The organism is Luteibacter sp. SVR4-7G, from assembly GCF_056755555.1.
On sequence record NZ_JBPGXO010000042.1, the window covers coordinates 18,937 to 39,268 of the forward strand.

Here is a 20,332-nt window from a genome sequence, read left to right on the forward strand (position 1 = left end):
AGCCGTGATCGAGGTGACTGACAACGTAAACGACCAGACCGGCGCGCGCCATGGATGAGCGAGGACCGGATTCCGGCCGGGTCGCCGCCATCTTCGTCGCCCTGATTTCCCTCCTGACCCTGGCGGCCCTTTATGCGCCGCGCTTCGAGCAGTCCCGGCTGGCTGCCAGGGCGGCGGCCGTGCCTCCGGCGCGCCCCGTCTTGCCCGCCGTCGATGTCTGGCTGAGCACGGCGGATCATCGGCTGAAGCTGGCGCCGCAGCCGGGCATCCTGATGAGCGCCCGCGGCACGGCGCCTGCGGACATCGTCATCGACACCAGTGCGAAGTACCAGACCATCACCGGTTTCGGCGCGGCGCTGACGGATGCATCGGCGTGGCTCATCCGCAACCGGTTGAACGAGCCGCAGCGCCAGGCCCTGTTGCGCGAGCTGTATGGCCCGCCGCCCAACCTCAACTTCAACATGATGCGCCTGACCATCGGCGCTTCGGATTTCTCGCTGAATCTTTATACGCTGGACGATATCCCTTTCGGGCAGAGCGATCCGAAGCTGCAGTATTTCAATGTCGCGTTCAATCTGCAGGACCTGATCCCGACGGTGCGCGACATCCTCGCGATCAACCCCGGCCTGCTTATCGTCGCCTCGCCCTGGAGCGCACCGGCGTGGATGAAGGACAGCCAGAATCTGATCGGCGGGGAGTTGCTGGAGGAACACGAGGAGGCTTATGCGGATTACCTCGTCAAGTATCTCGACACGTACCGCGAACACGACATTCCCATCTACGCGCTGACCCTGCAGAACGAGCCGGCGTATTCGCCGATCAGTTACCCCGGCATGTTGATGGGCGCGGAGACTCGGGCGCGCATCATCGCGAACTACCTCGGCCCGAAACTGGCCAGGCGCACGCCGCGAACGCGCATCCTCGACTGGGACCACAATTGGAGCCATCCGGAGCAGCCGCTGGCCGTACTGGCCAACCCGGCCGCCGCGCGCTACGTCGACGGCGTGGCATGGCATTGCTACGAAGGTAGCCAGCATGCGCAGGGCCGCGTACACCGCGAGCATCCCGACAAGGACACCTTCATCACCGAGTGTTCCGGCGGCGACTGGCCGCTGAATATGAATGGCGAACTGCTCTGGTTCGCGCGCAACCTGCTGGTGACGGGCACGCGTCAATGGGCGCGTGGCGTGATCTACTGGAATCTGGCCCTGGACGAAACCCATGGCCCGCACTTCGGCGGGTGCACGCTCTGCAATGGCGTGATCACGATCGATTCGGGAACGGGCGCCGTGACCCGTACCGACGAGTACTACGCATTGGCCCACTTCAGCCGCTTCGTACTGCCCGACGCCGTGCGCCTGCGCTCGACCGACACCGATGCCGACAAGGGCATCGCCAACGTGGCGTTCCAGAACGCGACCGACGGTTCGCTCGTCCTGGTGATGGTGAACGTAAGGACGGCGGCCCGCACAGTGTCGGTGGTGCAGGGCGATACCCGGTTCGAATACACCATGCCACCGGAGAGCGTGGCCACCCTGGTGTGGAACCCGGACATGGCCGGCATGTGGATACGCCGGGCCTATCAATGGCTACGTGGACGTCCGCTCCCGCTGAAGATCGGCGATTCGCAACCTCACCCCGCTGACCCGGCAGGGTGAAGGCGTCCCAGCGCGGGAACGCCCTCCCGCACGTGTGTCGCAGGCCTCACTGGTCGTCCGGAAACTGACGCCAGATGCCCTTGATCTGTCCGAGGGTCAGGCCGTTGATGAGGCAGTGGTTCTTGTTGCCCGGCAGTTCGTCGATAACCACCTTGGCGCCCAGGCCGGTTGCCGTCGAAGCCTTCGCTACCCACCACGGACTGCCGTTCCATTTGCGCGTCTTGTCGCTATCGACGAGCTTCTGGATCTCTTCGGTCGTCTTGTCGATCTTCTTGCAGAGGACCGACACGCCGTCGAGCCTATCCTTGATATCGGAGTCTTCCTTGCCGTAGTTATCGCTGGTATTGGCTGCACCATTGCGCACCAGCAGCCAGTCGCCCGGCACGGGGTCGCCATTCTTCGCAAGGCCGAGGCACGGCAGTCCGAGCAGGCAGGTGGCAAGGCCGAGGGTGATGATCGTCGTCTTCATGGAATGACCTCAATGTCGTACGCGGCCAATGGAGGGCAAAGGAAGCCCTCGCCCGGACGATGGCTGGCCGGCGCGACGGCCATCCGCCCGCGCCCAGATTCGTCCGCGACGGCACGGCGATATATCGGGCCATGGCTGATATCCGCTGGCTAAAATACCGAGCGGCGCTTCCGCTTACCGGCGGCGCAACGGATCGAGCAGCCCCTTCAGGCCGTTGTGATCGAGTTCCAGCGCCAAGGCCAGCAAGCTTCCCAGGTTGCCCGGCGGGAACCCCTTGCGCGCATGCCAGGCGAGGTAGGCGCCGGGAAGATCGGCGATGAGGCGCCCCTTGTACTTTCCATACGGCATGGCGACCGTCACCAGGCGCTGTAGATCGTCGGCTTTCATCCGCTAATCTTCGCGTGCAAGCGGGCTCGGTCTCAAGCGGCTGGCCGCGAAAGAATGCAACCGTAGTCGCCATGGGGATAAGGTATGAAACTTGCGTGCAAGGCATTGCTCGTGTCCGTCGTCGCCATGGCTCCCGCCGTATCGGCTGGCGATGTTACTGCTGCACATGCGGCGGCTTCTCGCTTCCTGGGCAGCTGGTCACTGGACACCTCGCGCATGTCCATTCCGCTCGACCAGCGCCCCAAGAGCGTCATGTTCACCTTCGGTGACGCAGGCGCCGACAAACTGGCCATGCACGTGGACATCGTCTATGCGCCGGGTTCGGAGGTCCACTCCGCCTCCACCGTTTCCCTCGATGGCCCCGCCGCCGTCGTCGAGAAAAGTCCCGAGGCCGACCACGTGACAGTGAGGGCTCCCATGTCCGGCGTTCTGGTCATGGCGCTGCAGAAGGACGGCGTACTCGTTTCCACGAGGATATACGCCGTCGCACCCGACGATCGAAACCTCGTCGAAACGACGGTGTATCCCGGAAACAACGATTCGCTCGTCATGCGAACGAGCTACTTCAAACGCATTCGCTAGCGGATCCTCTACGACGTTGCCTGCGGCATTGGATATCCATGCTTCGCAATGTCCGCCGGGGAATGTTGGCTCGAGCCAACGTAGACAACCTTCAGGACTGCGGATCGAACTGAAACACGCGCAGCTCCTGCGCACAGCGGCAGGCCTTGGCGATGCGCGCCGCCCATGCGACGGCGTCTTCGCGCGAGGGCAACTCGAGTACGGTGAAGCCGCCGTCGAGCCGGGGTGCCCAGGCATAGCCTCCCTCGGCGACCGCCCCGTCAGCCGAGACCAGGACCGGCGCCACGCCTTCATCGATGCCGCCGCCGAAGACATAGACACCGGCGGCCTTCGCCTCGTTGATCACGGCGTGCGCATCCCGGGATACCGCTTCCAGCTCACCGTCCGGCACCACCATCGCGGCGCTCGGAAAGGAGATCAGGTACTTGGCCATGGTCGCTTCCCATGAAGGTAATGACTTCGCTCGCGTTCGCAGTCGTCAATTCGCACGCATCTGGTCGTCGATCCAACCCGCGTAGTGACTAATCCGCACGTTGTAGTTCTTCTGTCCGTAAAAGCCGGCGTGGTGAATCAGGTTATTGTCGTGCTCATGCTTCTTCCAGGAAGCCAGGCCGGCCACCTGCCACTCTCCTTCGACTTTTATCAGGACAGGACCGCCACTGTCGCCATCTCCCGATATGCCCTCGAGTTCGAGGCCCGACGGCGGCTTGTCGAAGACATAGCAAATCCAGCGATCCCGCACGTCTACGATCTTGTTGTAAGCGCGACGTAGATCGACACGATGAGAGCCGTGGGGATCCTGTCCGGCAAGGCCCGTGCCGGTTGCGCCCTTCCCCAGAAGCTCGACGGTCTTCCCAAGCTCATCGCTTCCGGAAAACAGCTTGGCCGGGGTGACGTCCGATACCGGTTCGGTCAGTTTGATCAAGGCAATATCATCCTGGGACGCAAGAAAGTCGACGATCTGCGTCGCGTCGTCGCTCTTCACCGCTTGATCGATCAAAGCTTGCGGCAGTTTCCGGTATCCGGAGTGGACGATCACTTTTTCAACGGCCCTGGTTTTGCCATTCAGCACGACCTGCCTGACTTCGGTTTGCCACGTCACTGCGTGGGCAGCGGTGACCACCCATTGGGGCGCTATAAGAATTCCGTGTCCTTCGGAAGGTAAATCGACGAGCGCGGGAAATTCGGTAGCCGCTACCCGATACCTGGCGTCATCAACCCCGTGGCGAATGACGATGCCATAAGCGGGCAGGGACATCGCGAGCAGACAAATCAAGATCAGTCGATTCACAGCAACTCCCTTGGCTGACGCCCGATCAAACCGATCCGCAAGGCGGCTCGTTTCAAGTGAACGGGCGGGCCTGCATCGTGCATTGGTGCAGACCGTGCTGCAAGCAAAGTGTGCGCCACCAGTCGCTGCCTGACCTCGCCACACCCCTGCTGCGGCATGCCTTGACACCGGTGTCAGTCCCGTTACACCCTGATGTCGAATCCGGTGCGGGGACACCGTGGTTGGCGTATTCCGAAGCGGCGGGGGAGTCGGGGGATGCAATTTCTTGCGGGGGACATCGGCGGCACGAACGGGCACGTCGCGCTCATGCGTGTCGCCGGCGACGGGTCGGGCGATATCGAAACGCTCGCCTATCGCGTGTTCCCCTGTGCCGCGTTCCCGTCGCTCGCCGAGCTGCTCCAGGCGTTCGTCGATGCGGAGGTGCGCACGCCCGTCTCGCACTGCGTGCTGGCCTGCGCAGGCCAGGTGATGGGCGACGATGTGGTGAACGACAACCTGCCCTGGCCCGTGCGGCCCGGCGCGTTGCGCAGCGCGCTCGGCCTTGCCGAGGTCGCGCTCCTCAACGATTTCGAAGCCCTGGCGTATGCCATCGAAGGGCCTTTGTCGGCGAACGGCAGGCATCTGTGCGGTCCGCCGGCCCGCGGCCGCGGAGCGTCGCTGGTGGTCGGTCCGGGCACGGGCCTGGGCGCGGCCGCGCATGTGCCCGGCGGGTCCCAGCCCGTGATCATCACGACGGAGGCCGGCCAGATGGATTTCGCTCCGCACTCGCTGCGCGAGCGCGAGGTGCTGGCGTGGCTCGCGCCCACCGGTGGCTATGTCCCGGTCGAAAACATCGTATCCGGGCCGGGACTGCTGACCGTCTACGAGGCGTTGTGCGCCATCGACGGCGAAGCGCCGGCGCTGGCGACACCGAAGGCCGTCACGGCGTCGGCCAACGCGCAGTCGGACCGGCATGCGGTGGAGGCGGTGGAGCTGTTCTGTGCGGCGCTCGGCAGCTTCACCGGCAATCTCGCCATGACGTATATGCCGACCGGCGGCATCTTCCTTGCCGGAGGCTTCCTGTCCTCCATTTTCGACCTGCTCAAACGCAGCGCGTTCGAAGAACGCTTCCTGCATGGGCGCAGCGTGAGGGCCTTGCTGGCGCAGGTGCCGGTATGGGTCACCGAACATGGCTGCCATGGCGTGCAAGGCGCCGCCCGGTGGTACATGCGCCACCGCGCCTCGTCCGCCGCCATGCCTGCGGAGGGCGTCGCTGCATGAGGCCCTGCGTGACGTGGATACTCAGGCTCCGCTTCGTGCTGGCGTGCGCGGCCATCATCATGATCGCCACGGATGCGTCCGCCGCATCCGCGTCCGCACCCGCCTGGTCCCTGGTGCCCATGCCTGCCATCGTGAAGCCAGCAGGCACCGGCGTGGTCGACATCGCCGACGGTGCAGGCGTGGCTGTGGTCGGCACCCATGATCCCGCCATGACGGCTGTCGTGAACAACTTCATGCAGCGCGTCGCCAGCGTGCGCGGGCTGAGGATGCGCGCGGCCTCGGATAGCTCGGCGCCGGCGGTGACGTTCGATGTTCGTCCCGATGCGGCCGTCGTGGGCGAAGAAGGCTACGCGATAGCCATCGGCGCGCATGGCATCGTGGTCACGGCACGTAGCGCGCGCGGCGCATTCTATGGAAGCGTGACGGTGTGGCAGCTGCTGACACAGCCGGGTTGGACGCGTGGCGCGGTGGCGCACGTGCCCTATGGCGTGATCGAGGACCATCCACGCTTCGCCTGGCGCGGCCTGCTGCTCGATTCCAGCCGGCACTACCAGGACGCCGATGAGATCAAGCGGCTGATCGACTGGATGTCGCTCGACAAGCTCAACGTGCTTGTGTGGCATATCACCGACGACCAGGGCTGGCGCCTGCCGGTACCGAAGTATCCCGACCTGTCCACGAAAGGCGCATGTCGCGAGGCCGTGGGTAACGACAGCGAGGTATCGGGAAGCCGAACCAAGCCGTACTGCAAGGTCTATACGGAGGCCGAAATCCGCGACATCGTGCGCTACGCCGCCGAGGGCTATGTCGAGGTCGTACCCGAGATCGATCTTCCCGGACACTCGCAGGCCGCCATTTCTGCCTACCCCTGGCTGGGCGTGACGGGCAAGCGCCCGTCCGTGTGGACCCACTGGGGAGTCAGCCCCTGGCTGCTGAACCCGAACGCGAAGACCCTGCGCTTCGTCAACGACGTGATGGACGAAGTGATGCGCCTGTTTCCGTCACGCCATGTCTCCATCGGAGGCGACGAGGCGGACAAGCAGCAGTGGAACGCCTCGCCCGGCGTCAATGCGCAGATGAAGGCACTGAAGCTGGCCAACATGGACGAGCTACAAGCCTGGTTCATGCAGCAGGTCACCAGCTACCTGGTCGGCCATGGGCGCACCCCGGTGGGCTGGGACGACGAGATAGCCGAGGGCGTCGCGCTGCCCCGCGAACAGGTGGTGATGTCCTGGCACGGCGACCATGACGAGCGCGTGGCGCTCGCCGCCTTGCGCCAGGGCCACGACGTGGTGATGACGCCGCAGGAATCGTTGTACTTCGACCATCTGCAATCCGGGCGTCCGGACGAATGGGCGGGACCGCCACCCGAGGTGACGCTGCGCCAGGTCTATGACACGCAGTTGGTGCCACCGGGCGCAAGCGCGGACGAGGCGAAGCACATCGTCGGTGTGCAGGCCGGCCTCTGGGCCGAGCAGATGCTCACCTTCGCGCATGACCAGCACGCGACGTTCCCGCGCATCGCCGCGATGGCGGAACTGGGTTGGTCGCCGTCCGCCGCCCACGATTGGGAGGAATTCCTGGCGCGCCTGCCGGCCGAAATGAGCCGTTATCGCGCACTGGGCATCGGCGCGGCGGACAGCGCGTTCGCCCCGGCGTTCGAGATATCGCGTGCAGCGGGCGGCGCGCTGCGCGTCGCGCTCGCCAACCAGGTCCATGGCGGCGGAATCCGCTACACCACCGACGGCACGGAGCCTGTCGCTGCATCCGCGACGTATTCGCAGCCGCTCGTGCTGCCCGCGGGTACGACCTTGCGGGCCGCTACGTTCGCAGCGGACGGCAGCGTGCTTGCCGCGCCCCGTTCGGTCTTGCTGGACGAGGCCACGCTATGGGGCCGTGACAGCAGTGCACTCGAGACCTGCTCGGGCGAGCCGCCTTCGCGCCTGCAGGGTGCCAGGCCGGCGCACGGTCCGAGTCCGGTGTACTCGGTCGAGATCGGCAACGCCTGCTGGGCGTGGCCCACGGTGGATATGCCAGGCGCCGCCCGCGTCGCCGTGACGGCTGAAAAGCTGCCATGGCGCTACGGCGACGAATCCCGTGGCGCGGTGGTGCGCGGCAGCGCCGACGCGGACGAAGCCATCGAGATCCACGCGAACGGTTGTGACGGACCTCGGCTTGCAACGTTGCCGCTCGGCCGCGCCAAGCCATCGGGCGGGCAAGTGCACGTGGAGACGAACCTCGCCACGCCCATCGGGGCGGACGTGCATGCCTTGTGTGTATTTGCATCGGGCGACCCACGCAAGGGGCAGTGGGCGCTGGGAAAGATTTCGTTCTCGAAGTAGGGCGGCGCGCGGGGGCGCGTCGGGATTGGGGAAAACAAATATCGGCACCACAACGGCGTGCGCTTCCGGGCGTGGCCGCGCATCACGCGTTCCCGACAAGCAACAGTCACGAGGTCACGGCCCATGTCCACAGCACTTCGCAAGCATCCCTTGTCGTTCGCCATCACGGCGACACTGCTAGCCGTCGCTTCGGCATCGGCAGGCGCTTCCACCTTCTTCGACATGTGGCAGGATGCGCCGCCCGCCCAGGCAGCCACCACCCCGGCCACGCCGCCCGCGGCCGCGGCGAAAAAGGGTAGCGGCCAGGATGGCCAGGCCAATGCCGACAAGGCCGCCGTTGACCTGTCGGGTGTCACGGTGACCGGTGTCCGCGCCTCGCAGATGAAGGCGATCGACGTGAAGCGCGACGCCGACAAGATCCAGGACAGCATCACCGCGGAGAACATCGGTGCGCTGCCCGATACGACGATCACGGATTCGCTCCAGCGCATCACCGGCGTGCAGATCAACCGCGACGCGGGCGTGGGCACCTCGGTCGACGTCCGCGGGCTGCCGCAGGTCGGTACCATGCTCAACGGCGAGGTGTTCATCACCGCGGACCAGATCGATTCCCAGCAGCCCGACTTCAGCATGCTGCCGTCGACGCTGTTCCACGGCGCGGACGTGGTGAAGTCATCGACGGCCAATGAAACCGACGCGGGCATCAGCGGTGCGATCGACCTGCATACCTACCGGCCCTGGGACCTGCCTTCCGGATTCACCTACAGCTACTCGGCCAATGGCGAGCGCGGTTCGACCACGCGGCACACGGGGCCCGAGGCCAACGGCCTCATCTCCTACAACGACAGCGGCCGCTGGGGTTTCCTGATCTCGGGCGACTACTCCGACACGCGGCGCATGAATTCGACCGAAGGGCTGGACCAGTACGGCGTCGTACTCAACGGCGAGAACGCCGCCAGCGCCGGCGGTTACAACGGCTTCCTCACGCCGTGGAACGGCGCGCCCATCCCGCCGCAGATCGTGCAGAACGCCGACGGCAGCGTCGACGTGAACGGCGACGGCAAGTCCAACGGCGTCTTCATGGGCAGCCAGGACTTCGGGATCAACCAGATCATCACCCAGCGCAAGCGGAAGTCGGGCAATGCCTCCTTCCAGTTCGACATCGGCAACGGGTTCAGCCTGACCAGCGATTACTTCTATTCGCAGCAGCACGAGTTCGACCGGAACGTCGGCGTCCAGTTCAACTCCACCAACTGGCAGGGCGCGACGTACGTGCCGCTGCAGTCGCAGGATACCGGCCGCCCGGCGCTCGGTTCGTATGGCACGCCCGAACCCGGCTGGGAAGGCTCGAACATTTACACCACGAAGGTGTACCAGAAGTGGCCGGGCGACGTGGAATCGTATTCGTCGATGATCCGCAAGTTCTCCGTGGCGAAGAACCTGAACCTGCAGCTCGACTACGACAACGGCGGGCCCTTCACGGCTTCGCTCCGCGGCATCCACGACACCGCTTCGCAGTCCCTGCAGGAAACCGACGTCAACATTTCCGATTCGGACGGCGCCCTGTGGCCCAACGTGCTGAAGGACGGCGTGCCCGATGATGCGGTGCCGCCGGGGACGATGGTGTATCCCGCTGAGCTGGGCGGCAACCGTGTGTTCAATCCCACCGGCATCCCGCAGAACACCATCCCGATCGTGGCCGACTTCCGTGGCCGCTACCTGAAGATCAGTACACCCGCGGAACTCGCGGCGGCGTTCGCCAATCCCAACGCCTGGACCCTGAAGACGCTCGAATCGTCGGGCAACTACGACCGCGAGGTGGCCCTCAACGCCTTGCGCTTCGACGGCAAGTTCGATTTCGACGACGGGTTCAAGCTCGAGTTCGGCGTGCGCAACAGCATCCGCGATGCAAGTAACAAGGGCTGGACGTTCGAGACCCCGGTATACGCCGGCATGGGCGCGAGCGATCCGAACGGCTGCCTGGTGCGCTACGTCGGCGCCGACGTGGTGTTGAACAGCGGGGCGTGTACCGCCGGTAACGACCAGGGCTATTTCCGTGCCGGCCCGCTCTCGGCCATCTCCATGCCGAACACCGCCGCACCGCTGGCGAACAACTTCAAGCCCTACAACAACCTGCTCGGCTCCGGCATCGACTTCTGGGCGATCGACCCCGATGCCATGAAGAACCCGGAGGCTTACTGGAAGTCGCTATATCCCGATACCGTGCGGGTCGCCGAACCGGGTACCACATGGGGCGTGCGGCTGAAGGAGCTGTCGGGCTATCTCCAGGGCGACTTCAACGGCACGATCGGCGACATGACCTATAGCGGCAACGTGGGCGTGCGCCTCATCCGCAGCAAGCTCGACGTGACGCAGCACCTCAGCGGCGATCCGGGTGCCTACGGCGACGAACCGGAAGACGTGGGCCGCGATATCACCAAGCGGTCGTACCAGGACGTGCTGCCCTCGGCCAACTTTGCCCTGGACGTGACCGACAGCCTCAAGTTCCGCCTGGCGTATTCGAAGAACATGATGCCGCTGAACCTGAGCACCTGGGGCGGCGGCCTGCAGCTGAACTATTCGCTGGCCGAGACGCCAGATGGACCGGTGTTCCGCGTCGCCAACGGCACGTCCTCCGGCAATCCGAATCTCGATCCCTGGCGTTCCACCAACTTCGGCGCCTCGGCGGAGTACTACATCAACCCCACCAGCATGATCAGCCTCGCGCTGTTCCGCATCAACGTGGACAGCTTCATCAAGAACGGCAGCGTCACCAACTGTACGCTGCCCGACGAAGATGGCGTGGTGCGCAACCACTGCATCGTCATCACCGAGCCGGTGCAGGGCACGGGCAACAGCATCAAGGGCGCGGAATTCGATTACCGCCAGGGCTTCACCTTCCTGCCCGGCATCCTCTCGAAGACGGGCATGGAACTGAATGCCACGTACGCACCCAGCAACTCCGGGGAGAAGGACCTCGCCGGGAAGAAGATCCCGTTCCAGGACAACTCCACGAAATCCGGCAACTTCATCCTGTGGTACCAGGACGACCGATTCCAGGCCCGCGTGGCGTACAACTATCGCTCGAAGCGGGCGGTGGCCGATAGCGTCGGCGGCATCACCGGCCTGGAGATGTACGAGGCCCCGCAGAAATACATCGATGCGTCCATTTCGTACAAGTTCGCCAAGCAGCTGGAGGTGTTCCTCAACGGCACGAACCTGACGAACGAATACCAGCGTTACTATCTGACGTGGTCGGGGCAGCCGGGGCACTCGACGTTCTCCGAGCGCATGTTCATGTTCGGCATCCGTGGCCAGTGGTAAGGGAACCCATGAACGAGCGCAGCTTCCACCGGTCGATCGGCGTCTTTTCGGGCACCGCCATCAACATGACGCAGATGTGCGGGATCGGCCCGTTCATCACGATCCCGTTGATGGTGGCGGCGATGGGCGGCCCGCAGGCGATCGTCGGGTGGATCGTGGGCGCCATGCTGGCCATGGCCGACGGGCTGGTGTGGGCGGAGTTGGGCGCGGCCATGCCCGGCTCCGGCGGCACCTATGTCTACCTGCGTGAAGCGTTCCAGGAGCGCACCGGCAAGCTCATGCCGTTTCTCTTCATCTGGACGATGCTGCTGGCGATCCCCTTGCTGATGTCCACGGGCATCATCGGCATGGTGGAGTACCTGCAGTTCTTCTTCCCGGACATGGGCTGGTGGACCGCGCGCATTGTGGGAGTGGTTGCGACGGCGCTCGTGACGTGGCTGCTCTACCGCCGGATCGAATCGGTACGCGTCATCACCATCGCCTTGTGGGCGATCATGCTGGTCTCGATCGTCGGCGTGGCGGCCGCCGGATTTTCGCACTTCGACGCCGCGCTCGCGTTCGACTTCGCGCCGGATGCGTTCGGCCCCCGCTTCTTCGCCGGACTCGGGGCGGGCCTCATCATCGGTGTCTACGACTACCTGGGCTACAACACCACGGCCTACATCGGTGACGAACTGCGCGACCCCGGACGCACCATGCCGCGCTCCATCATCATTTCGATCATGGCGATGATGGTTATCTACCTCCTCCTCAATATCAGCGTACTGGGCGTGGCGCCATGGCAGGAGATCGCCAGATCCAAATCCGTCGCGTCCCTGGTGGTGGAACGCAGCTGGGGCCACCCGGTCGCGGCGGTGATGACCGCGCTCATCATCGTCACGGCACTGGCCTCGGTGTTCACCGGCCTGCTCGGCGGCTCGCGCGTACCGTTCGAGGCGGCGCGGGACAAGGTCTTCCTTTCGACGTTCGGCCGGCTGCATGCAAGGGACGGTTTTCCCCACGTCGCCTTGCTGACGATGGGCGCGGTCACCGCCATCGGGACTTTTTTCGACCTGACCGAAGTCATCAACATGCTGCTGACGGCGACCATCCTGGTGCAGTCGATCGCCCAGGTCGTGGCGCTCGTCGTACTGCGCCGGCGCGAGCCACAGCTTGAGCGGCCGTACAAGCAGTGGCTTTATCCGGTGCCTTGCATCATCGCGGTGGTGGGCTGGGTGTACGTCTATGTGTCTGCGTCGACCTTGTCGCTGATGCTTTCGGGCGCCTGGATCGCCGCCGGCCTCGTGGTGTTCGCGCTGTGGGCGCGGATGAATGCCGCATGGCCTTTCGCACCGATCGAGATCAAACGAACAGCCTCCGGGGAGCATTGACGCATGCAGTGTGCAGCACGGACCACTTTCGCCGCCGCCCTCGTGATGGGCCTGGTCTTCGGCCCGGCGGCGACGGCACGTACCATCTACGCCGACACCCGCGTCGCCGCGGAAGCCGGCACCGTCAGCCCCATCGGGCGCTGGCAGATCCAGGACAGCACGAAAGCACAGCAGGACGGCGCGGCGGTCTCCGCCAGCGGCTTCGCCGGCAAGGACTGGTACTCCGTCACCGGCCGCGCCACGGTCATGGCCGGGCTGCTCGAGAACGAGGTCTTCAAGGACGACGTCTTCCATAGCGACAACCTTCGCGCCGTGCAGGTGCCCGACGCCAGCGGCAACCTGTTCGTGACGCCCTGGTGGTACCGGGCGGGCTTCAACCTGCCGAAGGCGACCGGAAAGCGGTTCACCCTGCTGCGCACCCACGGCATCATCGCCAGTGCGGACGCCTGGGTGAACGGGCAGAAGATCGCCGACCACGCCGATCTCGCGGGCGCCTATCCCGTACACGACATCGACGTGACGCGATGGGTTCATGCGGGCGCCAACGCCGTGGCCTTCAAGATCTACCCCGGCGATCCACGGATGAGCCTGTCCATCGGCTGGGTCGACTGGAATCCCACGCCGCCGGACAACAACATGGGCCCCTGGCGCGGCGTGGACCTCGTCCAGACCGGTCCGGTCGCCTTGAGCGCGCCGTGCGTGGCCACGACCTTGTCGAAGGACCTCCAGCAGGCGACGCTGGCCGTGAGCGTCACGGCCAGCAACCTGGATACGGTCGCCCACGATGCCACCGTCACGGGCACCGTCGCCGACAGGCCGGTGCGGCAGACGGTCCATCTCGCGCCCGGCGAGGTGAAGGTCGTATCGTTTGCTTCCGGCGCGACGCCGGGCGTGACGCTGGACCATCCCAAGGTGTGGTGGCCTATAGGCATGGGCGAGCACCCCCTGTACCAGATGGCGCTGACCGCGACCGTCGATGGCGCCTTGTCGGACAAGGCAGCGACGAGCTTCGGCATCCGGCGTGTCGAATCCACGCTGACCACGCAGGGCTACCGCCAGTTCATCGTCAATGGCCAGCCCTTGCTGATACGTGGCGGCGGCTGGGCGCCGGACATGTTCCTGCGCGACGACCCGGCGCGCATGGAGGCCGAATTCAGCTACGTGGTGAATCTCGGCATCAACACCATCCGCAGCGAAGGCAAGCTGGAGAACGAACGCTTCTACGACCTCGCCGACCGCAACGGCATCCTCATCCTCGCCGGCTGGGAATGCTGCGACAAGTGGGAAGCCGCCGCCAAGACGGGTGGCGAGCCCTGGAACGATGCCGACATGCGCGTGGCGCAGGCCTCGATGGCCAGCGAAGCCCGCCTGCTGCGCAACCATCCCTCGGTGATCGGCTTCTACATCGGCAGCGACCACGCGCCGCCGCCGGCGCTGTCGAAGATGTATACGGACACGCTTCGTGCGGAAGGCTGGTCGTTGCCGGTCATCTCCGCCGCCGTGGACGACAAGACGGCCGAGGCCGGGCCCTCCGGCATGAAGATGGCGGGCCCCTACGACTGGATCCCGCCGTCGTACTGGTACGCGGACAAACTGGGTGCGGCGTTCGGTTTCGATTCCGAGGTCAGCGCGGGCGCGGTCATTCCCCGTCTCGAGGACGTGCAGCGCATGTTGTCGGCGCAGGAGCAGGAAGCCCTTTGGAAGTACCCGGAAGCCCGGCAATACCATGCCTCGGCCGACTGGTCGACGTTCTCCGTGCTCACTCCGTTCGACACGGCCGTGGCGAAGCGCTACGGCGCGTTCACCGGTCTCGCCGATTACGTGGCGAAGGCCCAGCTCGACAACTACGACAATGTGCGCGCGCAGTTCGAAGCCTTCAACGCGCGCATGGGTGCCGCCAATCCCGCCACCGGCGTCATCTACTGGATGCTCAACAATGCGTGGCCATCGCTGCACTGGCACCTCTACGACTACTACATGAACCCGGCCGGCGCTTACTACGGTGCCAAGAAAGCCAACGAGCCGGTGCATATCCAGTACTCGTACGATTCGCGCTCCATCATCGTGGTGAACCACACGCTGGACGAACACCACGGGCTGCAGGCTTCGGTAAAGGTCCGCAACCTCGACGGCAGCGTGCGCTACCAGAAGCAGGTGCAAAGCATCGACCTGCCGGGCAACCACGCCCAGCCGGTGCTCGAACTGCCGCAGGTCGCCGGCTTGTCGACGGTCTATTTCATCGAGCTGGAATTGGCCGGATCCGACGGGAAGCCGGTGAGCCGCAACGTCTACTGGCTGTCCACGCAGGCCGACAAACTCGACTGGGCGAAGTCGAACTGGTACCTCACGCCGCTCACCCAGTACGGCGATTTCACCGCCTTGGCATCGATGCCGAAGGCAACCCGCGAGGTCCATGCCTCGACCGTTCGCGAGGGCGACGAGGAGGTCACCACGGTGACGCTTTCCGTGCCTTCGTCGTCGCCGTCGGCCGCCGTACAGGAGCACCTGGCGATACGCCGGGGCGCGAAGGGCGATCTTGCGCTGCCCGTGAGGTGGACAGACAATGACCTCACGCTCTGGCCCGGCGAGTCCGTCGTGCTCACGGCGCGTTACCCGGCGCGAGGCGCGACCGGTGCGGTCGTCGAGGTATCCGGTTGGAACACCCCCGTGGAGCAGGTGGCCGCGGGAGTCACCCAGGGAACGAAGCATTGAAGAGGCCTTCATGTCGCGCGTGACCATCAACGATGTGGCCCGTGCGTCCGATACGTCGAAGAAGACCGTCTCACGCGTGCTCAACCAGGAACCGGGCGTGCGCAAGGAGGTGCGCGACCGGGTCATGGCCGCCGTCGCCGAACTGAACTACCGGCCGCTCACGTCGGCGCGCAGCCTCGCATCCAATCGTTCCTTCATGATCGGGCTGCTCTACGACAACCTGTCGCCCAGCTACATCATGGAAGTGCAGGCGGGCGTGCAGGAGGCCTGCGAGGCGCACCAGTACAGCATGATGGTGCAGCCCCTCGACTCCAAGGCGCGGGATTTCATGGAGCGGGTCGAGGGCATCCTGTGGCGGCACCGTCCCGACGGGCTGATCCTCACGCCACCCATCACGGACCATCCGGCACTGCTTGCGCACCTGCGCGCCACCGGGCTGCCGTTTGCATCCATCGCACCGCGCAAACCCAGGGGCATCGCCGGCGTCATCCTGCAGGAGCGCGAGGCCGCCGCCGCGATGGTGGATCATCTCGTCGCTCTCGGGCACCGCCGCATCGCGCACATCATCGGAGACCCGAAGCATGGCGCGGGCGTGTGGCGTCTTGCGGGATTCCGCGACGGACTGAAGCGCGCCGGATTGGCGGAACGCGCCGAGTACATGGTCCAGGGCCAGTTCTCCTTCGAGTCGGGCGTGCAAGCCGCACGCCAGCTGCTGCGCCTCAAGCAACGGCCCACGGCCATCTTCGCGGCCGACGACGACATGGCCGTCGGCGCCATATGGGCCGCCGCCGAAGCCGGCGTTTCCGTGCCGGGCGAGGTGTCCATCTGCGGCTTCGACGACACCACCATCGCGACCCAGGTATGGCCACTGCTCACCACGGTCCGCCAGCCAGTGCGCGAGATGGGCAAGCGCGCCACGGAGGAACTCCTGCTGGGTCTCCTTGGCAAGGGCGAGCCCCGCATGGTCGAACTCGACTACCAGATGCGCCTGCGCGCATCCACGGCGCCAGCACCCCGATAGAGGAAAGCACGCATGTCAGCCACGCCCGATGTCCCCGCCACCCGGCGCCGGTTCCATTTCATCTCCGGCCTGCCGCGCGCGGGCACCACGTTGCTTGCCGCCATCCTGAACCAGAACCCGCGCTTCCGCGCCGGCATGACCAGCCCGCTGGCCGACATCATGGGCGTCGTGGTGGCCGAGGCCAGCAGCAAGAACGACTTCGCCTTCGACGTCACCGACGAACAGCGCGTGGCCGTGCTGCGTGGCCTGGTGGAGAACTTCTATTCCACCGATACCCGTGCCGAGGCGGTCTTCGACATGAGCCGTCTTTGGTGCAGCCGCATGGGCCTGCTCGAAACCCTCTTCCCGGGCGTGAAAGTAATCGCCTGCGTGCGCCAGCTGGCCTGGGTGCTCGACAGCATGGAGCGGCTGGTACTCAAGCAGCCGGTGAGCGTCAGCAAGGTGTTTCGCTACGACACCAACACGACGGCGTATTCGCGGGTGGAGGCCCTGACCGATCCGCGCGGCATGGTCGGTTTCGCCTACCAGGCAACGAAGGAAGCCTTTTACGGCGAGCACGCACGCGATCACCTGCTGCTGCTTACTTACGAGAGCCTGGTGCGCGACCCCGAAGCGGCCATGCGCGCGGTATACCGGTTTCTCGGCGAGCCGTGGTTCGAGCACGACTTCGACCATATCTCCTACAGCGCCGACGAATTCGACGCGCGCGTGGGCATGCCGGGGCTGCACGTGGTCCGCGCCAAGGTCGAGGCCGTCGAACGCGCGCCCGTCCTTCCGCGCGAGATCTTCGGGCGTTTCGCCAACGAGGCGTTCTGGGCGGATCCGAAGAACAACGTCAACCAGGTGACGATCGTTTGATCGCGCTGATCGAACCGCATGGCGGTGTACTGAAGGACTTGTACCTGCCGGAGGGGGAGGCCCTCGAGACACGGCGTGCGTCGGGCTCACTGCCGGACCTGGTTCTCGACCATCGGCAACTTTGCGATCTCGAGCTGCTTCTCGATGGTGCGTTTTCGCCACTCGAAGGCTTCATGGGGAAAGCGGATTACGACGCCGTCGTCGACAGCCTCCGCCTGGCCGACGGCACCCTCTGGCCCATGCCCATCACGCTCGATGTCTCCGCAGATGCCGCGGCGTCGTTATCGGTCGGGCAGGACGTCATGCTGCGCGACATCCAGGGCACGGCATTGGCGGTGCTCACCCTGTCCGACATCTTCCACCCGGACAAGGTCCGCGAAGCCTTGCAGGTTTACGGCACGCTGGACAGCCAGCATCCCGGCGTCGCCGACCTGCTGCACCGGGGCGAGGTTTACCTCGGCGGCCGCCTTCGCGGCCTGCAGCGGCCCGCCCACCACGACTTCACCGATCTGCGCGCGACCCCGCGCGAGATGCGCACCTATCTCGCCGCGAAGGGGTGGCCGCGCATCGTTGCCTTCCAGACACGCAATCCGCTGCACCGCGCGCACGTGGAGCTGACGCGCCTGGCCATGGAAGCCGTGGACGGCAGGCTCCTGCTGCATCCCGTCGTCGGGCGGACGAGAGACGGCGATATCGATACGTACACCCGCGTCCGCTGCTACCGCGCATTGCTGGCGCATTACCCCGCGGACGCGGTGAAGCTGTCCGTGCTGCCGCTGGCCATGCGCATGGGCGGCCCGCGCGAGGCGCTCTGGCACGCCATCATCCGGAAGAACTTCGGCGCGAACTTCTTCATCGTCGGTCGCGATCATGCCGGCCCGGGGAAGGACGCATCGGGGCGTTCGTACTACGAGCCACTCGCCGCGCAGGCCCTGGTCCAGGCACATGCCGGCGAATTGGGCGTTACCGTCATTCCCTTCGCGCCCATGGTGTATTCGCCGGGGAGGCAGGCCTATGTCTCCACTGAGGAATTGCGCGCGGGCGAAGCCGTAAGCGACGTCTCCGGCACCCAGCTCCGCCAGCATCTCCGCGATGGCAGCCCGATCCCGGAATGGTTCACCTATCCGGAAGTGGAAGCCATCCTGCGCCAGCGCTTCCCGCGTCCGGAACAACGAGGGTGCGCGATCTTTTTCACCGGGCTGTCCGGCGCGGGCAAGTCGACCATCGCAAGGGCGCTGATGGCCGCCATCCTCGAGAACACGGGGCGGCAGGTCAGCATGCTCGACGGCGACGAGGTGCGTAAAACCTTGTCGGCGGGCCTGGGCTTTTCGCGCGCCGACCGTTCCGCCAACATCCTCAGGATCGCGTACGTCGCATCGGAAATCGTCCGGCATGGAGGCATCGCCATCTGCGCGCCGATCGCTCCCTACGCCGAAGACAGGGCAGCGGCCCGTGCGCTGGTCGAAGTGCACGGCGAGTTCGTCGAGGTGCATGTCAGCACCAGCCTCAGTGTCTGCGAAGCGCGCGATACCAAAGGGCTGTATGCGCAGGCTCGCTCCGGTGTGCTCAAGCATTTCACCGGCATCAGCGATCCTTACGAGATTCCAGAAGCGCCGGATCTTCGGCTGGATGGCGCGACGCAGACGCCGGCATCGCTCGCGGCGCGTATCCTTGGGGTGCTTCGCGAGCGTCAGTTGATGGCCAGCTGATTAGCCGTCTAGATGGCTCTGTTGCGTTGCCGTTGACAAATACCATCCTTGTTTGCCAATCTCGGTTTGTCACGATCTAAATCGCGCGGGCCGCATCCTTGGGAGGGGATCACGCGCGGGTGGCCGGCGTGACGTGCGAGGGGTGTTTCAGCCGCAGGTACGCCACACCGTCCCGCCCGGGGCGGTGGACGTGTGCCTATGCGCAACGGCAGCACCCGCCTGACTCGTGGGACGGGAGGGCGGTCATCAAGGCTTTTCGAGACGGCGCGTGAGCGGCGGCGGGGAAGGCATGCCTGAAAGTCACGGTGCGCCCATGGCGCAAGGGGAGGAGAGTCTATGAAGGTGAAGGTCTTGAGACTGGCAGTCGCGTCGATGCTGCTCGCGCCGGGCGTGTATGCGCAGCAGTCGAGCCCGGCGGATGCGCCGCCCGCAAGCGACGCCAACGGCAAGTCCACCCAGGACGCGGCCGCGCCCAGCAGCCGCACGGTGGACATCAGGAAGACGGTGGATGGCCGGGACGCCGACCACGCTACGAAGATGCAGGCGGTGACGGTCACCGGCTCGCTCATCCCGCGAGCGCAGATCGAAGGCCCGTCGCCCACCATTTCCATCACGGCCAAGGACATCGAGCAGAAGGGCTTTGGCAGTACGTTCGAGGCCCTTCGTGCGCTTCCCGTCGCCAATGGCTCCGTGCAGGACGGCCAGTTCACCGGCGGCTTCACGCCGGGTGCCAAGACGGTCAGCCTGCTTGGCCTGGCGCCGGAATACACCCTGACGCTGCTGAACGGCCGTCCCATGACGAGCTATCCGCTGGCCTACAACGGTGGCAGCAACATCACCGACATCGCCAACATTCCCGTCGGCCTGATCGACCATATCGACGTGCTGACCGGCGGCCAGTCGTCGGTCTACGGCTCGTCGGCCATTGCCGGCGTGGTCAACATCGTGCTGAAGGACCATATCGAGGGGACGCACCTCAACTTCCGCATGGGCGGCTACAGCGATGGTGGCGGCGAGAACCAGCGCCTGCAGCTGAACAGCGGCCACCGCTGGGGCGACCTGGACGTGTCCGGTGGCATCCAGCTGGAAAAACAGACCCCGGTGTGGGCCTACCAGCGCGACTACATCGACTCGTACTACGACGACCCGACAGGCAAGGGCGCGGTGCCGTCGCGCACCTTCCTGCGCCAGCAGCTGGGTAGCAACCAGCACTACATCGATCCGGGCGCCGCGACGTGCGCGCCCCTGTCGTACCTCTACGGTGGCACCACCGCCTATAGCCACCGTGATGGCAAGGGCCTGGGCAACTATTGCGGCACGCCGTACAACGTGAGCTACACCACGCTGAG

15 protein-coding genes are annotated in these 20,332 nt (G+C 65.4%); 11 read left to right on the forward strand and 4 right to left on the reverse strand.

Annotation, left to right across the window (positions count from 1 at the left end; all coding sequences use genetic code 11):
• Positions 1-50 precede the first annotated feature (50 nt).
• The gene (locus ACR9ZH_RS14940) at positions 51-1,658 is read left to right on the forward strand and encodes a glycoside hydrolase family 30 protein (RefSeq protein ID WP_481291550.1); all 1,608 of its coding nucleotides are present in this window, start codon (positions 51-53) and stop codon (positions 1,656-1,658) included.
• Between the two features lie 46 nt (positions 1,659-1,704).
• On the opposite strand, the gene ACR9ZH_RS14945 is transcribed toward ACR9ZH_RS14940, so the two are convergent.
• A complete protein-coding gene (locus ACR9ZH_RS14945) occupies positions 1,705-2,127 on the reverse strand; it encodes a hypothetical protein (RefSeq protein ID WP_481291551.1) in 423 nt (140 codons plus the stop codon).
• Positions 2,128-2,301: 174 nt separating this feature from the next.
• On the reverse strand, positions 2,302-2,514 hold the full coding sequence (locus tag ACR9ZH_RS14950) for a DUF3820 family protein (protein WP_481291552.1): 213 nt from the start codon (positions 2,512-2,514) through the stop codon (positions 2,302-2,304).
• A gap of 84 nt (positions 2,515-2,598) precedes the next feature.
• On the opposite strand from ACR9ZH_RS14950, the gene ACR9ZH_RS14955 reads away from it, so the two are divergent.
• Positions 2,599-3,096, forward strand: coding sequence for a hypothetical protein (locus tag ACR9ZH_RS14955; protein ID WP_481291553.1), 498 nt, complete (start codon positions 2,599-2,601; stop codon positions 3,094-3,096).
• Positions 3,097-3,187: 91 nt separating this feature from the next.
• On the opposite strand, the gene ACR9ZH_RS14960 is transcribed toward ACR9ZH_RS14955, so the two are convergent.
• Together ACR9ZH_RS14960 and ACR9ZH_RS14965 are read right to left on the reverse strand one after the other, a co-directional pair.
• Positions 3,188-3,529: a YciI family protein gene (locus ACR9ZH_RS14960; RefSeq protein ID WP_481291554.1), complete on the reverse strand. Its 342-nt coding sequence runs from the start codon at positions 3,527-3,529 to the stop codon at positions 3,188-3,190.
• A 45-nt stretch (positions 3,530-3,574) separates the two neighbouring features.
• Complete coding sequence (locus ACR9ZH_RS14965; protein ID WP_481291555.1) at positions 3,575-4,387, reverse strand: trypsin-like serine protease; 813 nt, start codon at positions 4,385-4,387, stop codon at positions 3,575-3,577.
• A 255-nt stretch (positions 4,388-4,642) separates the two neighbouring features.
• Here ACR9ZH_RS14965 and ACR9ZH_RS14970 point away from each other — a divergent pair, with 255 nt between their 5' ends.
• The 9 genes from ACR9ZH_RS14970 to ACR9ZH_RS15010 all read left to right on the forward strand — a co-directional run.
• Positions 4,643-5,647, forward strand: coding sequence for a glucokinase (locus tag ACR9ZH_RS14970; protein WP_481291556.1), 1,005 nt, complete (start codon positions 4,643-4,645; stop codon positions 5,645-5,647).
• Between the two features lie 8 nt (positions 5,648-5,655).
• A complete protein-coding gene (locus ACR9ZH_RS14975; RefSeq protein ID WP_481291557.1) occupies positions 5,656-7,989 on the forward strand; it encodes a beta-N-acetylhexosaminidase in 2,334 nt (777 codons plus the stop codon).
• A 123-nt stretch (positions 7,990-8,112) separates the two neighbouring features.
• Positions 8,113-11,313, forward strand: a complete 3,201-nt coding sequence (locus tag ACR9ZH_RS14980; protein ID WP_481291558.1) for a TonB-dependent receptor — start codon at positions 8,113-8,115, stop codon at positions 11,311-11,313.
• An 8-nt stretch (positions 11,314-11,321) separates the two neighbouring features.
• On the forward strand, positions 11,322-12,683 hold the full coding sequence (locus tag ACR9ZH_RS14985; RefSeq protein ID WP_481291559.1) for an APC family permease: 1,362 nt from the start codon (positions 11,322-11,324) through the stop codon (positions 12,681-12,683).
• Between the two features lie 3 nt (positions 12,684-12,686).
• Positions 12,687-15,395 carry a glycoside hydrolase family 2 protein gene (locus ACR9ZH_RS14990; protein ID WP_481291560.1) on the forward strand — a complete coding sequence of 903 codons (2,709 nt, stop codon included), beginning with the start codon at positions 12,687-12,689 and terminating at the stop codon, positions 15,393-15,395.
• Between the two features lie 10 nt (positions 15,396-15,405).
• Positions 15,406-16,416: a LacI family DNA-binding transcriptional regulator gene (locus ACR9ZH_RS14995; protein ID WP_481291561.1), complete on the forward strand. Its 1,011-nt coding sequence runs from the start codon at positions 15,406-15,408 to the stop codon at positions 16,414-16,416.
• 12 nt (positions 16,417-16,428) lie between these two features.
• Positions 16,429-17,274, forward strand: a complete 846-nt coding sequence (locus tag ACR9ZH_RS15000) for a sulfotransferase family protein (RefSeq protein WP_481291562.1) — start codon at positions 16,429-16,431, stop codon at positions 17,272-17,274.
• Positions 17,271-18,983 carry a bifunctional sulfate adenylyltransferase/adenylylsulfate kinase gene (locus ACR9ZH_RS15005; RefSeq protein WP_481291563.1) on the forward strand — a complete coding sequence of 571 codons (1,713 nt, stop codon included), beginning with the start codon at positions 17,271-17,273 and terminating at the stop codon, positions 18,981-18,983. Before ACR9ZH_RS15000 ends, ACR9ZH_RS15005 begins: the two co-directional genes overlap by 4 nt.
• 336 nt (positions 18,984-19,319) lie before the next feature.
• The coding region (locus ACR9ZH_RS15010; protein ID WP_481291564.1) for a TonB-dependent receptor plug domain-containing protein at positions 19,320-20,332 on the forward strand (1,013 nt) is incomplete at its 3' end.